A 22915-nucleotide genomic window follows, 5' to 3' on the forward strand; every position below is an offset into this window, starting at 1 on the left:
TCGATTCCAGCATTTTGTACAAAGCGGTAAGGCCGCGTTAACCGCGGGTTTCACAGCCAGGCCGCGCGCCCCGTTCCGACCGCCTCGGCCACGGAGGTGAAGCCGTCCCGTTGCAGCAATGCGTCCAGTCCCAAGGCGATCTCCTGCACCAGGCTGAGACCGCCGTAGACCAGCGCGGTGTAGAGCTGCACGGCACTGGCGCCGGCACGGATCTTTTCATAGGCCTGTCCGGCAGAGCCGATGCCGCCGACACCCACCAGTGGCAGCTTGCCCTCTGTCAGGTCCGAGAGGCGGGCCAGCACGCGGGTGGAGCGATCAAAGAGCGGCTGGCCGGAGAGGCCGCCGGTCTCTGACGCGTGGCGAGAGCGCAGCCCGGCGCGGGACAGGGTGGTGTTGGTGGCAATCACCCCTGCGACACCCGAGGAAAGCGCAACCTCGGCCACGTCGGCCAGTTCGGCGTCGTCCAGATCCGGCGCGATCTTGAGAAAGACCGGCACCGGGCGGGTCAGCTCGTCCCGGGCCTGCATCACGCCCGCCAGCAGGGCGGAAAGCGCCGCCTTGCCCTGCAGGTCACGCAGTTTCTCGGTGTTGGGAGAACTGACGTTGACGGTGGCGAAATCCACGTCGGCGCCGCAATGGGTCAGGACGCGGGCGAAATCGCCGGCGCGGTCCTCGCTGTCCTTGTTGGCGCCCAGGTTGAGGCCCAGCACCAGGTCGCGCGGGCGGGATTTCAGCCGGGCGCCGATCGCCTCCATCCCCTCGTTGTTGAAGCCGAAACGGTTGATCGCGGCGCGGTCCTCGGTCAGGCGAAAGAGGCGCGGGTTGCCGGGCTGGGGCCGGGGCGTGGCGGCGCCGACCTCGACAAAGCCGAAGCCCGCGCGGGAGAGCCCCCGCAGCGCAGTGGCGTTCTTGTCGAACCCGGCGGCCAGGCCGACCGGGTTGGGCAGGTCGAGCCCGGCCAGCGAACAGCGCAGCCGGTCGGAGGTGACCACGCCGGGCGCATGAGTCGCCCCGGCCTGCAGCGCCTTGAGCGCAAGCCCGTGGGCGGTTTCCGGGTCGATCCGGTGCAGGGCGGCCAGGCCGATCCATTCCAGCGGGGTCATCAGTGCATCTCCGCCGGAAAGACGTGGCCGTCGGCACCCAGGGGCAGCGGTTTGTGCCATTGCACGTCAGAGAGGCGCAGGGGCGCGTAGAGATGCGGGAACAGCGCGTCGCCGCGCGAGACCTCCCATTTCAGGGCCTCGCCCAGGGTGTCGGCCTCGAGCGCCAGCAGGACCAGCCCCTCTTCGCCCGCGAAATGCTTGGCCGCGGTGCCGCGGGCCTGGTCGGCGGTGGAGAAATGCACATAGCCGTCGGCCACGTCGATGGGCGCACCGGCGGTTTCGCCCTGTGCCCGCAGCGCCGCCCATTCGTCGGCCCGGAGGATCTTGTATATCAGCATGGGCGCAGTGATGCCGCGCCCCCCGGCAAGGGTCAAGCGGCCAGTCGGCAAGGGCCGCGCGGCAATTCAATGCAGGGGCGTCATGCCCCTGTCACCGGGCGCGGGCTACCCATACGTCAGGCTTTGACTCCGGCCTCGCGCCGGGGCAGGCTTTGGGCATTCAACAAAAAAACCTGACGGAGAGGTTTCCCATGACGCGTACACTGATGAGCGGTGCTGCCGCGCTTGCCCTGATGGCAAGTGCCGCGCAGGCCGACTATTCCCTGACCATCCTGCACACCAACGATTTCCACGCCCGGTTCGAGCCGATCAGCAAGTACGATTCGGGCTGTTCGTCCGAGGACAACGACGAGGGCAAGTGCTTTGGTGGCTCGGCCCGGCTGATCACCGCGATCAACGAGGCCAAGGCACGCACCAACAACCATATCCTGGTGGACGGTGGCGACCAGTTCCAGGGCACGCTGTTCTACACCTACTACAAGGGCAAGTTGGCCGCCGAGATGATGAACCTGATGGGCTACGACGCGATGACCGTGGGCAACCACGAATTCGACGACGGCCCCGAGGTACTGCGCGGCTTCATGGATGCGGTCGAGTTCCCGGTGCTGATGTCGAACGCCGATGTCTCGGGCGAGCCGCTGCTGGCGGACGCGCTGATGAAATCCACCGTGATCGAGCGCGGCGGTGAAAAGCTGGGCCTGATCGGGCTGACGCCGCAGGACACGGATGAGCTGGCCAGCCCCGGCGACAACATCATCTTCACCGATCCGTCGGACGCGGTGCAGGGCGAGGTCGACAAGCTGACCGAGATGGGCGTGAACAAGATCATCGTCCTGTCGCACTCGGGCTATGGCGTCGACCAGACGGTCGCCGCGAACACCACCGGCGTCGACGTGATCGTGGGCGGCCATTCCAACACCCTGCTGGGCGAGATGGACGGCGCGGCGGGCGCCTATCCGACCGTGGTGAACGGCGTTCAGATCGTGCAGGCCTATGCCTACGGCAAGTACCTGGGCGAGCTGAACGTGACCTTCAACGACGCGGGCGAGGTGATCTCTGCCTCGGGCGGGCCGCTGTTGATCGACGCCGCCGTGGCCGAGGATGGTGACGTCAAGGCGCGCATCGCCGAGGCGGCCGAGCCGCTGGACGAGATCCGCAACAAGGTGGTGGCCGAGGCTGCCGAGGCCATCGAGGGCAACCGAGACGTCTGCCGGGCGATGGAATGCTCGATGGGCAACCTGGTGGCGGATGCCATGCTGGACCGGGTCAAGGACCAGGGCATCGACGTGGCCATCGCCAACAGCGGCGGGTTGCGCGCCTCGATCGACGCGGGTGAGGTGACGATGGGCGAGGTGCTGACCGTGCTGCCGTTCCAGAACACGCTGTCGACCTTCCAGATCACCGGCGCGACGCTTGTCGAGGCGCTGGAAAACGGTGTCAGCCAGATCGAGGAAGGCGCGGGCCGCTTCCCTCAGGTGGCGGGCATGACCTTTACCGTCGATCCCTCGGCAGAGCCGGGCAGCCGGATTTCCGATGTCATGGTCGGCGGTGCGCCGGTCGAGATGGACAAGCTGTATGGCGCGGTGTCGAACAACTACGTCCGCAATGGCGGCGACGGTTACGCGATGTTCAAGGACGCGCAGAATGCCTATGACTTCGGCCCCGACCTGGCCGATGTGACCGCCGAGTACCTGGCCAAGGAAGGGCCGTACCAGCCCTATACCGATGGCCGCATCACCATGAAGTAAGCGGCGCCTCGCGCCACGTGCAGGGCCGTCCCCGTCCGGGGGCGGCCTTTTTCGTCACTTGGGCGCGTCCGTGGTGACGGTGACCTGCGGGGGCTGCCCCGGTGCCTGGCGGATCGTGATGTGCAGGCCGTCCCTGTGCCAGCTTTTGGGGGTCCTGCCGGGGGCAAATCCCGCGTCCGCCAGAAGGTGCGGGGCGGTTTCCGCGATGCGGGCAAGGTCGCGGCGCATCTGGCGATCCCGGTGCCACTGGGTCAGGAAACGTGCTGCTTTGCTGATCCAGTGGGAGTCCCCAGCGGGCAGGGAAGCGGGGCGGAGGCTGGTCGTGGTCTGCATGATGGAGCCTGCTTCGTGGCCTGTATACTTGATCCCAGTCTGGTGTTTTGCCTGCTTGTGCGCAAACCAGGCTTTCTCTTATCATGAGTCAGGAAAACTGGTCCTGCAGGTCCAAGATGCCAAAACTGCCCCCGCTCAACGCCCTGCGCGCCTTTGAGGCCGCCGCCCGTCACGAGGGGTTCATCGGCGCGGCGGAGGAACTGCATGTCACGCGGGGGGCCGTCAGCCGGCATGTCAAGCTGCTGGAGGATCATCTGGGCGTGCCGCTGTTCCGGCGCCATGCGCAGGGTGTCAGCCTGTCCGAGGCGGGGCGGAGGTTCTTGCCGGTGCTGACCGAGAGCTTTGCCCGTATCGCCGCCGAGGCAGAGCGGCTCGCCTCGGATGCCTCGGACCTGCATATCATCTGTCCGCCCGCCACCTCGATCCGCTGGCTGCTGCCGCGTCTGGACGGGTTCCGCCAGTGTCACCCCGAGATCCGGGTGCGGCTGACCACGGATTTTCACTGTGACATGAAGTTCGACGGGCTGGAGTATGACCTTGGGTTCTCGATCGAGAACCAGCCCACCCGGGCGCCGAACATCGCCGTCCAGAACCTGTTCGACGTGCGCATGTCCCCGGCCTGTTCACCTGCCTACCTGGCCAGCCATCCGCTGGAACGGCCCGAGGACCTTGCGCGGGCAGATCTTCTGCACGAGACACCGCGGCACGGGGACTGGACCGACTGGCTGGCAACCTATCCCGTGGCAGGGGTCGATCCGGCGCAGGGGCATGATTTTGCCAACCTCGACCTCGCCACCCGGGCAGCGGTGATGGGGGCCGGTGTGGTCATGGCGGACATGGTGCTGTGCCGCGACGAGCTGGAGGCCGGAACGCTGGTGCTGCCTTTTCCCGAGATGGTCAGCGGGTCGCCGCTGGGCGGGATCTGCCTGCTGGGCATGGCGGACAAGTGGGACCTGCCAAAGGTGCGGCTGTTCCGCGAGTGGGTGGCAGAGGAGGCGGCGGGGTGAGCCCTATTCCGCCGCCAGGCCGTCGGTGAATTGCAGCCGGGCGAGGCGCGCGTATAGCCCGCCTTCCGAGACCAGAGCATCATGGGTGCCGGTGGCAACGATGCGGCCCTGGTCCATGACGACGATGCGGTCGGCCTTTTTCACGGTGGCCAGACGGTGCGCGACGATGATCGTCGTGCGCCCCTCGGCCAGCAGGTCGACCGCCTGCTGCACCGCGCGTTCGCTTTCGGCATCCAGCGCGCTGGTCGCCTCGTCCAGCAGCAGCACCGGCGCGTCGCGCAGGATGGCGCGGGCGATGGCGACGCGCTGTTTCTGGCCGCCCGAAAGCATCACGCCGCGTTCGCCCAGCCAGGTATTGTAACCGTCCGGCAGGGCGGAGAGGAACTCATGCGCCGCCGCCGCCTTGGCTGCGGCGACGACCTCGGCATCGCTGGCATCGGGGCGGCCAAATCGGATGTTGTCCTTGGCCGAGGCGGCAAAGATCACCGGGTCCTGTGGCACCAGCGCCAGCTGGCGGCGGAAATCGTGGCGGGCCATGTCGGTCAGCGCCACGCCGTCCAGCAGGATGCGCCCCTCTGCCGGGTCGTAGAACCGCTGCAAGAGCTGAATGATGGTGGTCTTGCCCGCGCCCGAGGGGCCGACAAGCGCCACGGTTTCGCCCGGCGCGATGGTCAGGTCGACCGCGTCCAGCGCCGAGACGCCGGGGCGCGCGGGATAGGCGAAACTGACGTGATCGAAGGTGATCTCTCCGCGTGCGGGATCGGGCGCGGGCAGGGGGCTGGCGGGATCGCTGACCGTGTCCTCTGCCTGCAGAAGTTCGACAAGGCGTTCGGTGGCGCCCGCGGCGCGCTGGAGCTCTCCGAAGACCTCGGACAGGGCGCCGACGGCGCCGGCCACCATGACCGAGTAGATCACAAACTGGATCAGCGTGCCCGCGCTCATGCCCCCGGCGCGCACGTCCCAGGCGCCGATCCAGAGCACGCCGACGATGCCGGTGAAGACGAGGAAGATGACGATCATCGTCATCGCGGCGCGGGTGGTGATGCGCTTGCGCGCTGCGTCAAAGCTTTTCTCTGTCACGTCGGCAAAGGCGCCGCGCGACTGGACCTCGTGGGTATAGGCCTGCACTGTCTGCACCGCGCCCAGCGATTCCGAGGCATTGCCGGAGGAGGCGGCGATCCAGTCCTGGTTTTCGCGGCTCAGCTTGCGCACGCGACGGCCCAGCACCAGGATCGGCACCACGATCACCGGCACGATCAGCAGGACTAGCCCGGTCAGCTTGGCCGAGGTGAACAGCATCAGCACCAGCCCGCCCAGGAACAGCAGCGTGTTGCGCAGGGCGATGGAAATGGACGAGCCGATCACGGAAAGGATCAGCGTGGTATCGGTGGTGATCCGTGACAGGACCTCTCCGGTCATGATCTTTTCATAGAAGGTGGGCGAGAGGCCGATCACCTTGTCGAAGACCGCCTTGCGGATGTCGGCCACCACCCGTTCGCCCAACCGCGTGACCAGCGCGTAGCGCAGCGCCGTGCCGACGGCGAGGGCCGCGGCGATCCCCAGCGCGGCGCCGAAATACTTGTCCAGCAGGGCGCCGTCCTGGGTGTTGAAATTGTCCACCACGCGGCGCACGGCCAGCGGCAGGATCAGCGAGATGGTCGCGGTGGCGACCAGCGCCGCCAGCGCGGCCAGCATCAGCACCCGATAGGGCCGCATGAAGGGCCAGAGCGCGCGGAGAGACCCCAGCTTGCGAGACTTCTCGCGCTCCTGCTCGCCGGTGCCCGGCTTGGTCTTGGCCGCCATGAGGTCTCCTTCCGTGTCGCGCAGGGGGCGTTTTGCCATGCGGGGCGCGCGCGTCAAGCGCCGTCTTGACGCGGGGCGGGCTGCGAAAGGGGAAGAATTGGAGCGGGCGACGGGAATCGAACCCGTATCATCAGCTTGGAAGGCTGAGGTCTTACCATTACACAACGCCCGCTCGGCGGGGGCCTTGGTATGCGATCCCGCGCGGGCGGTCAAGATCGTGCCGGCATGGAAAACGCGTCTTGCGGGGCTATTCCGCCACGTCCGGCGCGCGCGGGCATTCGGCAAAGATCCGGACGGGGCAGGTGGCGCAGACCTGCGGGTCGAGCAGGGGAAAGACCTCGGCGATGGCATCGCGTTTCGACAGGTGGATGCGTTCGCGGGTCAGTGCCTTCATCACCTTGAACCGCGCCAGTTTCGAGATCGTGCGCGGGGTCTTGGTCTGCAGGTGGAACGAGCCGCCGTTGCGGTGGCGGCGGGCGGCCTCCTCGATCAGCAGGTCGGCGCCGGGCATGTCGATCTCTCCGATGCCCTTGACGATGAAGATCATGTGTTTCTGGCCCGGGCGGTCGATCTCGAACCGGCGAAAGGCGCGGCGGACATGTTCGACCGAGCCGAAGTAGAGCGGCCCGTCGAGCCGCGAGATCAGCAGTTGCGGGCATTCCGCAAGGTTGTTCTCGGCGGCGTTCTTGAACATGCGGGTGGGGGTGTCGGGATCGGGGGCGCCGACGCCGACAAAGGGCTGCGAGGTCTTTTTCAGGAACAGGGCCAGCGACAGCAGCACCCCGGCGTAGATGGCGAATTCGAGGTCGATGAGCAGCGCCGCCCCGAAGGTGACGGCGGCGATGGCGGTTTCCTCGGGCGAGGTGGTCAGGATGTGGCGGATCTCGGCCAGGTTCAACAGCCGGATGGCGACCAGCAGGATCACACCCGCCATCGCGGGGATGGGCACATAGGCGAACCACGGCGCCACCAGCAGCAGGATCAGGAACAGGAACAGCGCGGCGAAGATTGCCGACAAGGGCGTCTGCGCGCCGCTATCATAGTTCACGCCCGAGCGGGTGAAGGAGGCCGAGCCGGGGTAGCAGCGAAACAGGCTGCCGGCGATGTTGGACAGGCCCTGCGCCACGAACTCGCGGTTGCCGTCGATGGCCTGGCCGGATTTCAGCGCGATGGCGCGTGAAACGGACATCGCCTCCAACAAGCCGACAAGCGCGATGGCGAAGGCGGCGGAGCCGTGGTCGCGGAGGGTCTGCAAGGTGACGTCGGGCAGGGCGAAGCCGGGCAGGACACCCTCGATGGTGCCGATGGTGGCGAGGCCCGCCGCCTCTCCGCCCAGCAGGAGACCGAGGATCGTGGCGGCAAAGAGCGCGATCAGGTAGTTCGGCAGCGCCGGGTTCAGTTTCCGCACGCCCAGCCCGATGCCAAGTGCTGTGCCCGCGACCAGCAGCGCGCGCCAGTCGGTCTCGGGCAGGCGTTCGGCCAGGGCCAGGGTGAATTCCCCCAGCGCCTCGGGGCGGGGCAGGTCGATCCCCAGCGCCTTGTCGAGCTGGCTGAGCGCAATCAGGATCGCGGCCCCGGTGACAAAGCCGGTCATCACCGAATGCGAGACGAAATCGACCAGAACGCCCATCCGCGCCAGCCCCAGGGCCAGCTGGATCACGCCGACCATCAGCGCCAGCGCGATGGCGGCCGAGATGAACTGCGGCGATCCCGGCGCCAGGCTGCCCGCCAGCGCCCCGAAGACCAGCGCCGAGATGGCGGTGGTGGGGCCGGAGACCGCGTGCCAGCTGGACCCGGTCAGCGCGGCGACGACAGGGGTGATCATGGCGGTATAGAACCCGTATTCCGGCGGCAGGCCCGCAATGGCGGCAAAGGCCACCCCCTGCGGCAGTACCAGCGTCGCGCCGGTCAGCCCGGCAAAGGCATCGGCGCGCAGGCTGGCGGGGGTGATCCGTGCCGTCCAATCCGGGCGCAGCGCGGAGAATGCCGCCGAAATGGCCCGTTCCGTCGCCGCCCTCATGCCGTCCCCTCCTGTGCGTGATGCCCGGCGGCTACCGGGAAACCTGGCTTTGGGCTAGTTATCGAAAATTTCAGGGTATAAGTTTCGGGAATAGGGTGAGGCAGCCGGGGGGAGGGGGCCGCATGATCAAGATCCAGCATATCGAGATGCTGCTGGCGGTCGAACGTGCGGGCAGCATTCGCGCCGCGTCCAAGATGCTGGGCAAGACCCAGCCCGCGGTGACGAAGGCGCTGCGCCAGGCCGAGGCGGAACTGGGCGCCGCGATCTTCAAGCGGGCGCCCAGCGGGGTTGTGGTGACCGAGGACGGCAAGCCGATCCTGCGCCGGGCGCGGGTGATCCAGTCGGAATTGCGCAAGATGCAGGAAGAGGTGGATCAGCGGCGCGGGCTGGGCACCGGGCGGCTGAACGTGACCGTCTCGCCGCTGGCGGCGACGCGGCTGATCAGCGGGACGTTGAAACGGTTTCAGCGGCGGTTTCCGAACGTACATGTGCAGATCAGCGGCGGGCACGAACCGATCGCCTTCGGCCCGGTGCGCGACGGGCAGGTGGACATCGTGATCGGCCCCGAACCGCAAGCCGCGGACGTGGCGGGGCTGAGCACGAGTTTCCTGATCGAAACGCCGATCTCGGTGATCACCGGGCGCAATTCGCGCTGGGTGGGGGAGACACGGCTGTCGGAACTGGCCAAGGGCGACTGGCTGATGATCGGAACGCGTGCGCGGCTGCCCTATCTGCGGCGCCACTTCACCAAGCTGGGGCTGGAGCCTCCGGACCCCAAGGTGACGTCGGATTCGATCTTCAGTGTGCTGTCCCTGATCGAGGAAAGCGACTACCTCTGCACCTACCCCGGCCGCATCCTGGAACAGACCGCCGCGCGCTGGCGCATCGCGGCGCTGGAGGTGGACCCGCCGCTGGTCTCGGCCCGGATCGCCGTCATCACTTCTTCCGAGCGTCCGCCGACACCCGCGCTGCAATATTTCGTGGACTGCGTGCAGCAGGTCTCCAGCAACCTCTTCGGCCCAGGGGATGCCAAAAAGTTATAGCCATCAACATTCAGGGTCTCCCTGACTTGCCGTGGCGGCTGTACTCCGCTCTTGTCCGGGGTGTGCCTTTGTCCCCGGCAAGGGAGGAGGGGCACGATGAATATCCTTTTCATCATGTATGACCAGTTGCGGTTCGATTACCTGAGCTGCGCCGGGCATCCGCATCTGCATACGCCGAATTTCGACCGTGTCGCCGAACGCGGCGTGCGGTTCACCAATGCCTATGTGCAATCGCCGATCTGCGGCGCCTCCCGGATGAGTTTCTACACCGGGCGCTATGTCTCGTCCCACGGGGCGCAGTGGAACGGCTTTCCGCTGCGGGTGGGCGAGGTGACGCTGGGCGATCATCTGCGGGCGCTGGGCATGGACTGCTGGCTGCTGGGCAAGACCCACATGAAGGCGGATGCCAAGGGCATGGAACGGCTGGGTCTTGCGCCCGACAGCCTGATCGGCGCACGGCAGGCCGATTGCGGGTTCGACGCCTGGGCGCGGGATGACGGGCTTTGGGGATCGGGGCCGGACGGGGACTATGACCAGAAACGCTCTCCCTACAACGAGTACCTGAAGGCGCGGGGCTATGACGGGGACAACCCTTGGGCGGATTACGCGAACGCAGGGGTCAGCGACGGAGAGATCGCCAGCGGCTGGATGTTCATGAACGCCGACAAGCCGGCCAACATCCGCGAAGAGGACAGCGAGACGCCCTGGCTGACCTCGGAAACCATCCGCTTTGTCGACCAGGCCAAGGGGCCGTGGTGCGCGCATGTGAGCTTCATCAAGCCGCACTGGCCCTACATCGTGCCCGCGCCCTATCACGACATGTACGGTCACAACCAGATCCAGCCGCCCCTGCGCCACCCGGTCGAGCTGGACGATCCGCACCCGGTTCTGGGCGCCTATCATGACGCCCGCGTGGCGCAGGCGTTCCAGCGCGACGAGGTGCGAGACAAGGTGATCCCGGCCTACATGGGGCTGATCAAGCAATGCGACGACCAGTTGGGCCGGTTGCTGGACCACCTCGAGGCGACGGGTCAGTTGGATGACACGATGATCGTCCTGACCTCGGACCACGGCGATTACCTGGGCGATCACTGGCTGGGGGAAAAGGATTTCTTCCACGAGGCCTCGGTCAAGATCCCGATGATCATCTGCGATCCGCGCACCAGCGCCGATGCGACGCGCGGGACGACCTGCGATGCGCTGGTCGAGGGCATCGACCTGGCCGCCACCTTTGTCGAGGCGGCGGGCGGCGCGGTGCCGGATCACATCATCGAGGGGCGGTCGCTGATGCCCTGGCTGCGCGGCGAGGCGCCAAAGGACTGGCGCCAATTCGTCATCAGCGAGTATGATTATTCCGCTACGCCACGGGCCGAGGCCCTGGGCGTCCAGCCCCGCGATGCGCGCATGATGATGGTCTTTGACGGGCGCTGGAAGCTGATCCACTTCGAGGGCGGTTTCCGCCCGATGCTGTTCGACCTTGAAACCGATCCGCACGAGTTCGCCGACCTGGGCGATGATCCCGCGTATCAGGCACAGGTCGACCGGCTGTATGACTGCCTCGGGCAATGGGGGCGCCGCATGGCGCAGCGCGTGACCATGTCGGATGACGACGTGCGCGCGGCGCGCGGCCGGTCCATGCGGCGGGGCATCCTGCCCTTCCTGGCCGATGGCAGCGAGGTTCCGGAGGAGCTGACCGTGAAATACCGCGGTCCCGCCCGCCAGGTCCACGCAAAGACACCTATGGCGAAGGAGGAGAGCCATGACGTCTGAAGATACAGAAGCGCCCGCGCCCGATCGCGGCGGCGCCCTGTTCGACAAGCACCTAGCCGACGTGGTTGCGGTGGCCTTTGCCCTTGTCATCGTTCTCTACTCGGCCTCCGGTCCGATCAGCGAGTTTGTCCGCTGGTTCATCGAGACGACGACACCGGCCTTCGACGAGATGAGCCGCCGCGACCAGCGGGTGTTCCTGCGCGAACACTGGCTGGGGGCGGCCTATCGCAGCTTTGAACAGTCGTTCCTGCTGCCGACCGGGCTGATCATCGGTCTGCCCATCGTGATGAGCTTTGCCATCACCCTGCTGACGCTGCACCGCAAGCCGGGGCAGCGGGGGATCAACTGGGGGCTGACGGTGCTGGCGGTTGTCGCTTTCAGCAGCTGGATCATCGCCATCTTCGCTTCGGACGCGGGTGCCTTGCCGGTGGCGCGGCCCATCGACTTCGTCATGTTCCCGCTGGCCACGGCGATCACGCTTTACCTGACATGGCGGCTGTTCGGAGGGTTCATCGTCGCCTTCTGCCTGTTCTGGGTGATCTATTTCTTTGCCAAGGGCTGGCTGCCGGAATGGACCGGCATCCTGGCCGGGTCGGAATCGACGATGGCGCAGAACCTGCGCCAGATGGTGCTGCAGTTCTGGGCCCAGACGGGCGGCATGTTCGGTCAGCCGATCCAGGTGGTGACGGGCAACGTGCTGATCTTCATCGTCTTTGGCGCCGTGCTCATGGCCTCGGGCGCGGGGGACCTGCTGATGAAGATCGCCAACCGGCTGACCGGGGGCATGATCGGCGGGGCAGCCCATGCCTCTGTCGCCTCTTCGGCGCTGTTCGGCACGTTGAGCGGTGCGGCGATTTCCAACGTGGTATCCACGGGGGTGATGACGATCCCGGTGATCCGCCGGGCCGGGTTCAAACCCGCCTTTGCCGGCGCGGTCGAGGCCGCCGCCTCGACCGGGGGGCAGATCATGCCGCCGGTCATGGGCGTCGTCGCCTTCTTCGTCGCCGGACAGATCGGGCTGGAGTACCGCTATATCGTGGTCGCCGCGATCCTGCCGGCCGCCTTCTTCTACCTGGGCACCTTCCTTGCCGTCTATTTCGAGGCCCGCAAGCGGGGTGTCGGCGCTCTGCCCCCCGAGGCGCGGCCGAAACTGACACGCGGGGAATGGGTGCAATGCCTTGTCTTCGTGCTGCCGCTGGGGACGCTGTCCTACTTCCTTTTCGCGCAGCCCTCGGTGCCCAAGGCCGGGTTTTACGGGCTGGTCGTTGCGGTGGTGGCTGCGGCGGTGCTGTTCCGCGAGTTCCGGTCCGCCAGCCGCATCTGGCATGCCTTTGTCGACGCGGGTCGCATGGCCGGGTCGATCGTGGTGATCGTGACCGCCATCGGGCTGATCGTCGGGCTGATCCAGACCTCGGGATTTTCCGGGCGGCTGTCGCAGTTGCTGGCCGAAGCCGCAAGCGGGCCGCTGCCGCTGGTGCTGATCGTGGTGGCCTTTGGCGCCATCGTCCTGGGCATGGGGCTGCCGCCGGGGGCGACCTATTTCATCATCGTGATCGCGCTCAGCTCGGGCATCGACACGGTGGGTATCGCGCCGCTGACGCTGCACCTCTTCGTGGTCTTCTTCGCCATGATGTCGACGGTGACGCCACCTGTGGCCCTGGCCGCCTTTGCCGCCGCGCCCATTGCCGGGGCCGACCCGATCAAGACGGGGTTCGAGGCGGCCAAGATCGCCCTGGCCGGTTTCCTGATCCCCTTCGTCTTCGTCTATCACCCCGCGGTCCTGTATAAACTGCAGGTGGTGTTCGAATGGTTCGGCGAGGATCGGGTCGACTCGCGCGCGATGATCGACATTGCCACGGTCACATGGTTCGAGTTCTTCTGGATCATTGCCGCCTTCACCCTTGCGATGTGGCTGATCGCCTCGGCGTTGGCGGGCTATGACCGGACACGGATCGCACCCGTGGAACGCCTGCTGCGCGTTGCCTTGGGCGGCGCGGTCCTGCTGCCGCAGATGATCCTTGCCGGTCCGGCGGCGGTGCTGGGGCTTGCGCTTCTCTTCATCAGTCCGCGCCTGGCCGGTCGGCCCGGCGCGGCCACCACATGACTTTCGACATTCGCACCGAACAGGGAGGAAATCCGATGCGACACCTGACACTTGCAGCCGCTGCTGCCCTGACCGTCTCTGCCACCGCGGGCCTGGCGCAGGAGACACTGAAAATGGCCACGATCGAACCCAGCCTGGGCCAGGCGATCACGATGGCGACCTTTGCCAACGTGGTGAACGGCAAACTGTCCGACATCCAGATCGAGGTCGCCGGGGGCGGGGCCGCCACCCTGCACCAGATCGAGACCGCGCGCGGCAACCTGGACATGTACATGGTATCGCCGACGATCTACAACTTCATGTCGACCGGCAAGGCGATGTACGCCAACCAGCCCGACGCCGCCGAAGTGTCGGAAAACCTGGCGCTGCTGATGTGGTTCCCCTACGGCCAGTACCACTATGCCGTGCGCGGCGACAGCGACATCGAGTATCTCGACGACATCGAGGGCGCGACCGTCTTCCTTGGTCCTGCCGGGGGCGGCGCCTTCAACGCGGCCAAGGGCTGGATCGAGGCCACCACGGGGCTGGTCGCGGGTGAGGATTACGAGGCGATCACCGCCAACTGGGCGACCGGCTTTCAGTCCTTCCTGGACGGCAAGATCGACATGTATGTCAACGGCTGCATCGACCCCTGCCAGCAGTTCATCCAGTTCACCGAGACCGAGAGCCTGCGGTTCATCGGGCCGGAAGATCACACCGGCGAGGCCGTCGACAAGTTCCTTGGCAACTTCCGCTACCTGGCCGAGGTGCCCGCCGGCATCTACGGCAACCAGGTCAACGACGGCCCGGTGATGTCGAATGACACCGCCGTGGGCATCGGGCTGCGCGCGGACCTGGACGAGGAAACCGTCTACCAGGTGACCAAGGCCTTTTGGGACAACGTGGACAGCATCACCTCTGACGCGCCCTGGGCCAAGGCGCTGAGCATCGAGTTCGCGGTGCAATCTCTGGCCGGGATGCCGCTGCACCCGGGGGCAGAGCGGTACTACCGCGAGGTCGGCGCGCTGAAATGAGGATCGGGGCCGGGGCGCTGTGCCCCGGCCTTTCGTTCGCAAGCACTCTGGAGACCGGCCATGTTCATCCGCCGCACCACCTATCGCCTGACGCCCGGAACCGATCAGGCGGCGTTCGAGCGCGACATGCGCGACAGCATCCGCCCTCATGAGATCGAGGGGCTGATCAGCACCGCGCATGTGCCCAACGACGATGGCAGCTGGACCGTCGTCGCGCTGTGGGAAACCAAGGTCGAGGCGATGGCCGCCGCGCCGCGCCTCCGCGCCGAATGGGATCGCCGCGCCGGGCAGATGACCGCGCCGCCGGTGGTCGAGACCGCCGGGGTCAGCTTCTGGGAAGGCGCCTGAACGTCCCTTCGGACGACGGACACTTGCCTCTGGCCCGTGCTCCTGCATGACTGTGACCGTGCCGGCCCCATATGAGGGTGGCGGATACGTTTGCGGAGGAGCCTTGCCATGAATTTCAGCATCTCGCCGGAGCTGGAGGACCTGAGACGCCACGTCGCGCGGTTTGTCGAGGACAGGCTGCTGCCGCTGGAGGCGGACCGCGCCAATTACGACGATCATGAGAACATCACCCTGGAGGTGCTGGACCGCGAACGCGCCGCCGCGCGCGAGGCGGGTTTGTGGTGCCTGCAGATGCCGCGCGAGCTGGGGGGCGGCGGGCTGGGCAAGGCCGGGATGGCCGTTGTCTACGAGGAAATGAACCGCTCGATCTTTGGCCCGGTGGTGTTCAATTCCGCCGCGCCGGACGATGGAAACATGATGGTGCTGGGCGCGCTGGGGACCGAGGCGCAGCGCGAGCGCTGGCTGATGCCGATCATGTCGGGCGCGGTGCGGTCGGCCTTTGCCATGACGGAACCGCACCCCGGAGGCGGGTCCGATCCGGGCATGATGCAGACAAGGGCCGAAAAACGTGGCGACCGTTACATCGTGACCGGGCGCAAGTGGTTCATCACCGGCGCGGCGGAGGCGGCGCATTTCATCCTGGTGGCGCGGACCTCCGACGATGCGCGGCGCGGGCACACGGCTTTCCTGTTCCACCGCGACGATCCCGGCTGGCGGATCGAACGCCGCATCCCGATCATGGGACCGGAGGAACACGGCGGCCATTGCGAGCTGATCTTTGACGGGCTGGAAATCCCGGCCGAGAATGTGCTGCTGGAGGAAGGGCGCGGCATGAAGGTCACGCAGACGCGGCTTGGCCCCGCGCGGCTGACCCATTGCATGCGCTGGCTGGGACTGGCCAAGCGTTGCATGGAGATCGCGACGGATTACGCCGAGGTGCGCGAGGGGTTCGGCCAGCGGCTGATCGAACGTGAGAGCGTGGCGCAGATGCTGGGCGACATCGCCATGCGGATCGAGGTGGGCCGCCTGCTGGTGATGAAGGCGGCGCAAGAGATCGACCGGGGCGGGTTCGCGCGCAAGGAAATCTCGATGGCCAAGATCCAGGTGGCGAACGTGCTGCACGATGCCGCCGACGTGGCAATCCAGGTCAACGGCGCGCGGGGCTATTCCAAGGACACGGTGCTGGAATGGATCTATCGCTATGCCCGTCAGGCTCGGCTGGTCGATGGCGCGGACGAGGTGCACCGCATGGTCCTGAGCCGCGAGCTGCGCAGCGAGGGGCGCGACTTCTGGCGCTGGGACGTCGCTGCGGAGGCGGGATGAGCGAGGCGGATTTCGATCCCGCCCGCCTGCAGGCGGTGCTGGACGCGCACCTGGGGGCGGCACCGGTCACGGAGCTGACGCGCATTTCGGGAGGGCAATCGAACCCGACCTATTTCGTTACCCACGGCGGGCGCCGCATGGTGCTGCGCAAGCAGCCCAACGGCGAGATCCTGAAAGGCGCCCATGCCATCGATCGGGAATACCGGGTCATGCAGGCGCTGGGCCCGGCCGGGGTGCCGGTGCCCAAGGCCGTACTGTTCCACGATGACCCGGCGGCGCTGGGCACGCCCTTTTACCTGATGGAGCGGCTGGAGGGCCGGGTGTTCGAGGACTGCAGCCTGCCTGGTATCGACCCCGAGGAGCGGCGGCAGATCTACCTCGGTATGGCTGATGCGCTGGCAAGGTTGCATTCGGTCGATCCCGAAGGCATCGGGCTGGGCGATTACGGCAAGCCGGGGAATTATTTTGCCCGGCAGGTCGGGCGTTGGACGAAACAGCTGCACGGGTCCACCGGCGCGCCGATCCCAGAATTGCACCGCCTGTCCGAGTGGTTGAACGCGAACCTGCCTGAGGATGACGGCCAGAGCCGCATCGCGCACGGCGATTTCCGGCTGGGCAACCTGATGTTCCACCCGACCGAGCCGCGCGTGATCGCGATCCTGGACTGGGAGTTGTCGACGCTGGGGCATCCGCTGGCCGACCTGGGCTATTGCTGCATGACCTGGCACACCACGCCGCAGGAATACGGCGGCATCCGGGGGCTGGACCTGGCGGCGTTGAACATCCCCACCAAGCAAGAGTTCGTGCGCCACTACGAGGGGCGGGCGCAGACCGGCCGCCCGACGGATTTCCACGTCATCTTTTCGCTGTTCCGTTTCGGCGTGATCTTTGTCGGCATCGCCGACCGCGCCCGCGCGGGCACGGCGGCGGGCAGCAATGCCGATCAACTGGCGCCGCTGGCGCAGGCGCTGGGGCGGCGGGGACTGGAGCTGTTGCCGGACTAGGCGGTCAGTCAGTCCAGCGAAACCAGCAGGCGGGCCACCCCGTCCTCGTCATAGCGGGCCGAGGACGAGGCGCCCCGTGGCAGGCGGTGGCAGGGGATGCCGTGGCGCGCGGTCACGGAACGGCAGGCCGCCTCGGGCCAGCTTTCGTCGCAGATCACATGGGTCATCAGCGCGGTCGGCGGCGTGTCCGGCCCGGCATCGCGCAGGAGCGGCGCGAGGATCGCCGCCACCTGGTCGGCAAGGTCGTGGCCCAGGGCCTCGGGATCGGTGCCGAGACTGGGCAGGTAGACCTTGGGCACGCGGCGCGCGGCAACGGCGCGGCCCACGCCGGCAGGCAGCAGGTTGGCCACGACGCTGGAATAGAGGCTGCCGGGGGGATAGCAGATCACGTCGGCCTGCTCGATCAGCTTGCGGTTCCGCTTGGGCAGGGGCACTTGCGCGGGGTCCAGTTCGGCCTTGCCGTCGCTGAGAAAGCAATGGGTGATGCGCGCGTCGACCGGGGCGACCTCCTTACCGCTGATCCGGCGCTGGCCGATGATCCGGCGTCCGTCCGCCAGGTCGACACCCAGGTGCAGGTTCTCGTCGACGATGGCGCGGACGGTGCCGCGCACGTCCACCATCTTGGACATCAGGAACAGCACCGGTTCCAGAGCGCGGCCATTGCCAAGATAGCCGCCCGCCAGGATCAGGTTGCCAATGCTGGCGTTGCGATAGTCGAAATCCTCGGGCACCTGGTCGGCGAAGCGGCGCAGCTGGATGCGGATCAACTGGCGCATAGGCTTGGCAATGGCGGTGATCAGCGGGTGCTTGCCCTGCACCATCCGCCCGATCTCGGCGCGCAGCGCATCTTGCGGGGCATCCTTGGGCAGGCGGTGGCTGAACAGCGCGTAGACATCCGGTTGCCCCAGCACCGATTCGTCCGCCAGGGCCATCAGGCGCGACCGCAGATCGCCCACGGCGGGCATGTCGAAGGCCCGGCGCAGCACCTGCGAACTGCCGCCGCTGTCGAAGGGCGTGATCAGGTGCATCGAGTTGAAACTATAGCGCTTCAGCCGTCGCGAAATGCCGTTCAGCGCGCTGCCGCCGCTGAAGAACAGGATGCGCGGGCCAAGGTGCGGTGCGCTTTCGGCGCGGGCGACGCGCAGGTCGTCGGGCAGGCGGGCCTCTCTTTCGACGTTGATCGCGGTCATTTCCTGTCCGTCTCTCCGATCCTGCCCGATTCCGGCTTTGCATCCATGCCTCTGGCGGCCCATATGTCCGCATGGACAACGACGACCTCATACGTCCGACGGTGCGCGCTGTCATCCGCAAGGGAGACCTTGTGCTGGTGCAGGTCAAGCAAGCGGCCTCGGGGCAACGCTACCTGACCCTGCCGGGCGGCCGGCAGGAGGTGGGAGAGACCATGCAGCACTGCCTGATGCGCGAATGCCTCGAAGAGATCGGGGTGGCACCGGAGGTCGGCGATGTGCGCCATGTCGCGGATGTCTTTCGCAAGCGCGCCGGCGGTGTGCGGCAATTGATCGAGGTGCTGTTCGACTGCGCGGTGCCCGATGCCTATGTGCCTGTCCTTGGCGCGCGTCCGGACAAGCGCCAGGTGGCCACGATCTGGGCCGATCCGACCCGGCCGGAGGCACCCTTTCTGCCGCGCTACGACCTGGCGCTGATGCGCGGGGACGCGCCGGTTCACCTAGGGAGGCTGGACTGTGCCACGCCCTGACCCGATCGCCGAGAACATGTCGTTCCTGCTGGCCGAACTGGACGGCCAGCTGACCCGGCTGATTGCCTATTTCGACGATCCCCGGACCGAAACGGCGCTGCAACTGGTGCAGCGGGCGGGCTATTCGCACAACCTGTCGATGCGCGTGCGCAAGGCCTGCCTTGCGGGCATGATGCGGGGCAAGAAGTCCGAGGCGACACAGCTGCGCCTGCAGGGGATCGACACCATCGCGCGCAACCTCGACCTGATTTCGCGCCTCGGGCGCCGGGCGGTTGAACAGGCGGAACGGGTCGACCGGCAGAAACTCTTGCGGGCCGACACTTATGGTGCGCCGCTGAAACGCGTGCGCAGGACCGTGGCCCGCATCAACGATGCGCTGGAGGCGCGCGACAGCAAGCTGGCGGTGCAGATCGGGCAGGCCCGCACGGAGATGGGCAGCTTTCACGATCAGCTGTTCCGGACCTACACCCGCGACATGCAGGGCGCCAAGCACACCGAGGACCTGGCCTATGGGCTGCTGTGCCTGAACGAGGTCACGCGCATGGGCGAGGCGCTGCAGACGATTTCCGAGGCGATCCTGTCGATCAACATCGGCCAGTCGGTGCAGTTCGAACGCTATTTCACCCTGCGCAGCGTGCTGGCGGGCGTGGCGCGGGACGAGGAGATCAGCCTGCAGCCACTGGCCGAGACCCGCTCCGGCTCTGCCATTTCCAGCGTCAACCTGCGCGGCGCCAAGGGCGAGACCGTGGCCGCCGTCTTCAAGGACGGGGACCGTCGCAAGGTCAAGGAAGAGCGCGTCGGCGTGAAAAGCTGGAACTCGGTCTATCCCGGCCTTGCGCCCGAAATCCTGTCCTACGAGAAAAGCGGCAAGTCCGCCGCCCTGCTGATCGAGCACCTGGAGGGCGAGACCTTCGAGGACATCGTTCTGGGCGCCACCGACGAGGCGCTGGCCGAGGCCCAGAAGGCGCTGCACAAGACCGTGCGCGACATCTGGCGCCAGACCCGCACCGACGACCCCGCCGAGATGAAGGCGATGGAACAGCTGGCCAAGCGGATGAAGGATGTTCATCGGCTGCACAGTCGCTTTGTGCGCGGGCCGCAAAGCGTGAATGGCTTGGCCGTGATGGGCTTTGACGGTCTGGTTTCCGCTGCGGCAGCGCGCGAGGCGCGGATCGCGGCGCCGTTTTCCGTCTATATCCACGGGGATTTCAACCTCGACAACGTGATTTACGACGCGGTGGGCCGCAAGATCCGTTTCATCGACCTGCACCGCTCGCGCTACATGGACTACGTGCAGGACGTGTCGGTCTTCATGGTGTCCAACTATCGCCTGCAGGTGCTGGACGCGGGCACGCGGGCGCGCATCGCTGCGGTGGCCACCGACATGCACGCGATGGCGGCAAAGTTCGCCCGGCAGCAAAAGGATCCGACATTCGAGTACCGTCTGGCGCTGGGGCTGGCGCGGTCTTTTGCCAGTTCGACCCGCTTTGTCGTCGACGAGAAACACGCCCGGCGGATGCTGGTCCGGGCGCGCTACATCCTGGAATCCGCGCTGGCCGTGCCCGAGGGCAAGGAGGCGCGGTTCAGATTGCCCATGAAGGAATTGTTCAGTGACTAAGAGGATCGGGGTGATCGGGACCCCCGGAAAATGGTCGACCGAGTCGCTTGCGGATGCTTTCGGGGAGCGGACCGGGTTTCGGCAAGTGATCGACATGGCCCGCGCGGTTCTGGATCTGGATGCTGGGACACTGGTCTGCGACGGGGTGGACCTGACAGCGCTGGACGGGCTGGTGCTGAAGAAGGTCGCCGAGGATTACAGCCCCGACGCGCTGGACCGGCTGGAACTGCTGCGCGTGGCCGAGGCCCGTGGCGTGCGCATCTTCAGCCCGGCCGAACGGGTGATCCGCCTGATGGACCGGCTGGCCTGCACCGTGACGCTGCGTGGGGCCGATATTCCCATGCCGCCGACCACCATCACCGAGGACGTGACAGCCGCCCGTGCCGCGCTGGACCGCTATGGCGCAGCGGTGTTCAAGCCGCTGTTTTCCACCAAGGCGCGCGGCATGGTCCTGCTGGACTCGGATGCACCGGATGCCGAGGCGCAGATCGCGGCCTTCAAGGCCGCCAACCCGGTGATGTATATCCAGCAGAAGGCCGACCTGTCGGGGCATGACCTGGGCATGGTCTTTCTGAACGGCGCCTATGTCTGCACCTATGCCCGTGTCAGCCAGACAGACAGCTGGAACACGACGATCCACTCGGGCGGGAAATACGCCCCCTATGACCCTTCGCCCGAACTGATCGAACTGGGCCGGCGCGCGCAGGCGCCCTTTGGCCTGACCTTCACAACGGTCGACATCGCGCTGACGCCCGATGGCCCCATCGTCTTCGAGGTCTCGGCCTTTGGCGGCTACAGCGGGGCGTTGAAGGGCTGCGGCATCGACGCCGCCGCTCTGGTGGCCGATCACGTCCTGCAAGAGGTGTCCGCATGAGAACCGCCGAGGATGTGCTGGCTCAGCTGGACCTGGGGGCTGCCGGGACGCAGCCCTTTCACCTGGGGGTGGGTCATGTCGGGGTCACCGTGCAGGCACCCGCGTCTTTGCGCGCGTCCCTGATGGCCTATTTCGTGGGGGCACTGACGCAAACGCCGGGTGAGATCACGGTGCACCTGCTGCCGGGGCAGGTGTTGACGCCCGAGCCGGAGTGGACGGACTGGCAGCGCGAACCCGGCAAGGCAGGGCGCAAGGATGCAATCCGCGACCTGGCCGGTGCGCGGCTGATCCGCAAGGTCCGAAGCGGCGTGACCTTTCTGCAGGCGCCGGGAGTGGCGGTGGCGTTTGGGCCGCTGGCCGAGAACGAAAGCACGGTCATCAACTTCATCAACACGCAGATCCTGAACACCGGCCTGCGCGAGGGCTGGCAGCTGTGTCACGCGGCGGCGGTGACACGGGGGCCGCGCACGCTGGCGATCTCCGGTCTGTCGGGTGGCGGCAAGTCGACCTCGATCCTGCGGATGATGGACATGGAGGGGATGTGTTTCCTCAGCAATGACCGGGTGCTGGTGCGCGCGGGCCGCCCGCCGCGTGCGCTCGGCATCCCCAAGCAGCCGCGCATCAACCCGGGCACGATCCTTGGCAACCCGCGCCTGCGGGACATGCTGACCCCGGACCGGCGGGCCGAGCTGGAGGCGATGCCCGCCGCCGATCTCTGGGCGCTGGAGGACAAGCACGACCTGATCATCGGAGATGTCTATGGCGCCGATCGCTTGCGGTTCGAAGGCGCCCTGACCGATTTCTGGGTGCTGAACTGGGAACATGGCACCGATGCGCCGACGCAGGTGGCGGAGGTCACCCTGGCCGACCGCCCCGACCTGCTGGGGGCGATCATGAAAAGTCCCGGCCCGTTCTACCAGCGCCCTGATGGCCGTTTCGAACTGAATGGCACCGCGCCCGATCCCGCCCCCTATCTTGAGGCGCTGCGCGGGGTTCGGGTCTGCGAGGTTTCGGGCCGGGTGGATTTCGACGCGCTGGCGGCAGAGGGGCGGCGGCTCTTCGATGGCTGAGCGCGCCTATGTTGCCATCCTGCGCCACGGGGCCTATCACCAGCGCAAGGGCGTGCCTTCGGCCCGGCAGCCCTGGCCGCTGACCGATGAGGGCAGGGCGCAGGCCCGCGCCGGGGCGGATCTGCTGGCGGCGATGATTGCCGAACACGGGCTGCGCCTGTCCCCCGTCATCCATGCCTCGCACCAATTGCGGGCCTGGCAAACGGCGCAGGAGGTGGCGGTGCGGCTGGGTGAGCTGGGACATGCAACAGACGCGGTCGAGGAAACCCCCGCGCTGGCCGAGCGCGGGCTTGGCAGCGCCGCCAACCTGACGGTTTCAGAAATCGAGGCGGCGTTGCGGGACGATCCGCGCCATGACGCGCCGCCGCCGGGCTGGAAATCCGACAGCGATTACCGCCTGCCTCTGGAAGGGGCCGAAAGCCTGATGATGGCGGGGCGGAGGGTGGCCGATCACCTGGCGGCCACGGCGCGGCCCGGCTGGCTGACCGTCCATGTCGGGCACGGGGCGTCCTTTCGCCATGCCTGTCATCACCTTGGCATCCTCGATCGGGCGGAAATTGCCCGCCTGTCGATGTTTCATGCCCGCCCGTCACTGATCTGTCATGATGCGGATGGTAGGTGGTCCCACTTGGCCGGAGCGTGGAAGATCAGGGAACCCGGGGGCGACCCCAAGGATTGA

20 protein-coding genes and 1 tRNA gene are annotated in these 22915 nt (G+C 67.0%); 14 read left to right on the forward strand and 7 right to left on the reverse strand.

Annotated features, from left to right (window positions below; genetic code table 11):
* Positions 1-50 precede the first annotated feature (50 nt).
* Positions 51-1103: a quinone-dependent dihydroorotate dehydrogenase gene (locus PVW46_RS05435; protein ID WP_274575091.1), complete on the reverse strand. Its 1053-nt coding sequence runs from the start codon at positions 1101-1103 to the stop codon at positions 51-53.
* A complete protein-coding gene (locus tag PVW46_RS05440) occupies positions 1103-1441 on the reverse strand; it encodes a DUF952 domain-containing protein (RefSeq protein WP_043142010.1) in 339 nt (112 codons plus the stop codon). The genes PVW46_RS05435 and PVW46_RS05440 overlap by 1 nt, the downstream gene beginning before the upstream one ends.
* 191 nt (positions 1442-1632) lie before the next feature.
* Between PVW46_RS05440 and PVW46_RS05445 the strand changes: the two genes are divergently transcribed.
* On the forward strand, positions 1633-3189 hold the full coding sequence (locus PVW46_RS05445) for a bifunctional metallophosphatase/5'-nucleotidase (protein ID WP_069208721.1): 1557 nt from the start codon (positions 1633-1635) through the stop codon (positions 3187-3189).
* A gap of 54 nt (positions 3190-3243) precedes the next feature.
* Here the strand turns inward: PVW46_RS05445 and PVW46_RS05450 are convergent, their stop codons facing one another.
* The gene (locus tag PVW46_RS05450; protein ID WP_139132270.1) at positions 3244-3522 is read right to left on the reverse strand and encodes a hypothetical protein; all 279 of its coding nucleotides are present in this window, start codon (positions 3520-3522) and stop codon (positions 3244-3246) included.
* Positions 3523-3638: 116 nt separating this feature from the next.
* Here PVW46_RS05450 and PVW46_RS05455 point away from each other — a divergent pair, with 116 nt between their 5' ends.
* Positions 3639-4529 (forward strand): LysR substrate-binding domain-containing protein, encoded by an 891-nt coding sequence (locus PVW46_RS05455; protein ID WP_069208722.1) that lies wholly within the window; start codon positions 3639-3641, stop codon positions 4527-4529.
* Between the two features lie 3 nt (positions 4530-4532).
* Here the strand turns inward: PVW46_RS05455 and PVW46_RS05460 are convergent, their stop codons facing one another.
* From PVW46_RS05460 to PVW46_RS05470, 3 genes are all read right to left on the reverse strand, one after another.
* Positions 4533-6332, reverse strand: a complete 1800-nt coding sequence (locus PVW46_RS05460; protein ID WP_274575134.1) for an ABC transporter transmembrane domain-containing protein — start codon at positions 6330-6332, stop codon at positions 4533-4535.
* Positions 6333-6430: 98 nt separating this feature from the next.
* Positions 6431-6504: transfer RNA gene (locus tag PVW46_RS05465), tRNA-Gly, on the reverse strand.
* A 75-nt stretch (positions 6505-6579) separates the two neighbouring features.
* Positions 6580-8352 (reverse strand): SulP family inorganic anion transporter, encoded by a 1773-nt coding sequence (locus PVW46_RS05470; protein WP_083242221.1) that lies wholly within the window; start codon positions 8350-8352, stop codon positions 6580-6582.
* Between the two features lie 122 nt (positions 8353-8474).
* Between PVW46_RS05470 and PVW46_RS05475 the strand changes: the two genes are divergently transcribed.
* From PVW46_RS05475 to PVW46_RS05505, 7 genes are all read left to right on the forward strand, one after another.
* Positions 8475-9395: a LysR family transcriptional regulator gene (locus tag PVW46_RS05475; protein WP_069208724.1), complete on the forward strand. Its 921-nt coding sequence runs from the start codon at positions 8475-8477 to the stop codon at positions 9393-9395.
* 96 nt (positions 9396-9491) lie between these two features.
* Complete coding sequence (locus PVW46_RS05480; RefSeq protein WP_069208725.1) at positions 9492-11165, forward strand: sulfatase-like hydrolase/transferase; 1674 nt, start codon at positions 9492-9494, stop codon at positions 11163-11165.
* Entirely contained in the window at positions 11155-13269 is a 2115-nt protein-coding gene (locus PVW46_RS05485; RefSeq protein ID WP_052244495.1) for a TRAP transporter permease, read from the forward strand. The genes PVW46_RS05480 and PVW46_RS05485 overlap by 11 nt, the downstream gene beginning before the upstream one ends.
* Before the next feature lie 35 nt (positions 13270-13304).
* Positions 13305-14282 carry a TAXI family TRAP transporter solute-binding subunit gene (locus tag PVW46_RS05490; protein WP_069208726.1) on the forward strand — a complete coding sequence of 326 codons (978 nt, stop codon included), beginning with the start codon at positions 13305-13307 and terminating at the stop codon, positions 14280-14282.
* 60 nt (positions 14283-14342) lie between these two features.
* Positions 14343-14630, forward strand: coding sequence for a hypothetical protein (locus PVW46_RS05495; protein ID WP_069208727.1), 288 nt, complete (start codon positions 14343-14345; stop codon positions 14628-14630).
* A gap of 108 nt (positions 14631-14738) precedes the next feature.
* Positions 14739-15953 (forward strand): acyl-CoA dehydrogenase family protein, encoded by a 1215-nt coding sequence (locus PVW46_RS05500; RefSeq protein WP_069208728.1) that lies wholly within the window; start codon positions 14739-14741, stop codon positions 15951-15953.
* Positions 15950-16957, forward strand: a complete 1008-nt coding sequence (locus PVW46_RS05505; RefSeq protein ID WP_069208729.1) for a phosphotransferase family protein — start codon at positions 15950-15952, stop codon at positions 16955-16957. The genes PVW46_RS05500 and PVW46_RS05505 overlap by 4 nt, the downstream gene beginning before the upstream one ends.
* An 8-nt stretch (positions 16958-16965) precedes the next feature.
* On the opposite strand, the gene PVW46_RS05510 is transcribed toward PVW46_RS05505, so the two are convergent.
* A complete protein-coding gene (locus PVW46_RS05510) occupies positions 16966-18147 on the reverse strand; it encodes a GAK system CofD-like protein (protein ID WP_069208730.1) in 1182 nt (393 codons plus the stop codon).
* 71 nt (positions 18148-18218) lie between these two features.
* Here PVW46_RS05510 and PVW46_RS05515 point away from each other — a divergent pair, with 71 nt between their 5' ends.
* The 5 genes from PVW46_RS05515 to PVW46_RS05535 are packed head-to-tail and all read left to right on the forward strand — an operon-like array spanning position 18219 to position 22915.
* A complete protein-coding gene (locus PVW46_RS05515; protein ID WP_274575106.1) occupies positions 18219-18674 on the forward strand; it encodes an NUDIX domain-containing protein in 456 nt (151 codons plus the stop codon).
* Complete coding sequence (locus tag PVW46_RS05520; protein ID WP_069208731.1) at positions 18661-20292, forward strand: phosphotransferase; 1632 nt, start codon at positions 18661-18663, stop codon at positions 20290-20292. Before PVW46_RS05515 ends, PVW46_RS05520 begins: the two co-directional genes overlap by 14 nt.
* Entirely contained in the window at positions 20285-21166 is an 882-nt protein-coding gene (locus tag PVW46_RS05525) for a GAK system ATP-grasp enzyme (RefSeq protein WP_069208732.1), read from the forward strand. The genes PVW46_RS05520 and PVW46_RS05525 overlap by 8 nt, the downstream gene beginning before the upstream one ends.
* Positions 21163-22236 carry an HprK-related kinase B gene (locus PVW46_RS05530; protein ID WP_069208733.1) on the forward strand — a complete coding sequence of 358 codons (1074 nt, stop codon included), beginning with the start codon at positions 21163-21165 and terminating at the stop codon, positions 22234-22236. The genes PVW46_RS05525 and PVW46_RS05530 overlap by 4 nt, the downstream gene beginning before the upstream one ends.
* The gene (locus PVW46_RS05535) at positions 22229-22915 is read left to right on the forward strand and encodes a histidine phosphatase family protein (RefSeq protein WP_069208734.1); all 687 of its coding nucleotides are present in this window, start codon (positions 22229-22231) and stop codon (positions 22913-22915) included. Before PVW46_RS05530 ends, PVW46_RS05535 begins: the two co-directional genes overlap by 8 nt.

The sequence above is a fragment of the Mameliella sp. AT18 genome, from assembly GCF_028807275.1.
Classification (GTDB): Bacteria; Pseudomonadota; Alphaproteobacteria; order Rhodobacterales; family Rhodobacteraceae; genus Antarctobacter; species Antarctobacter albus.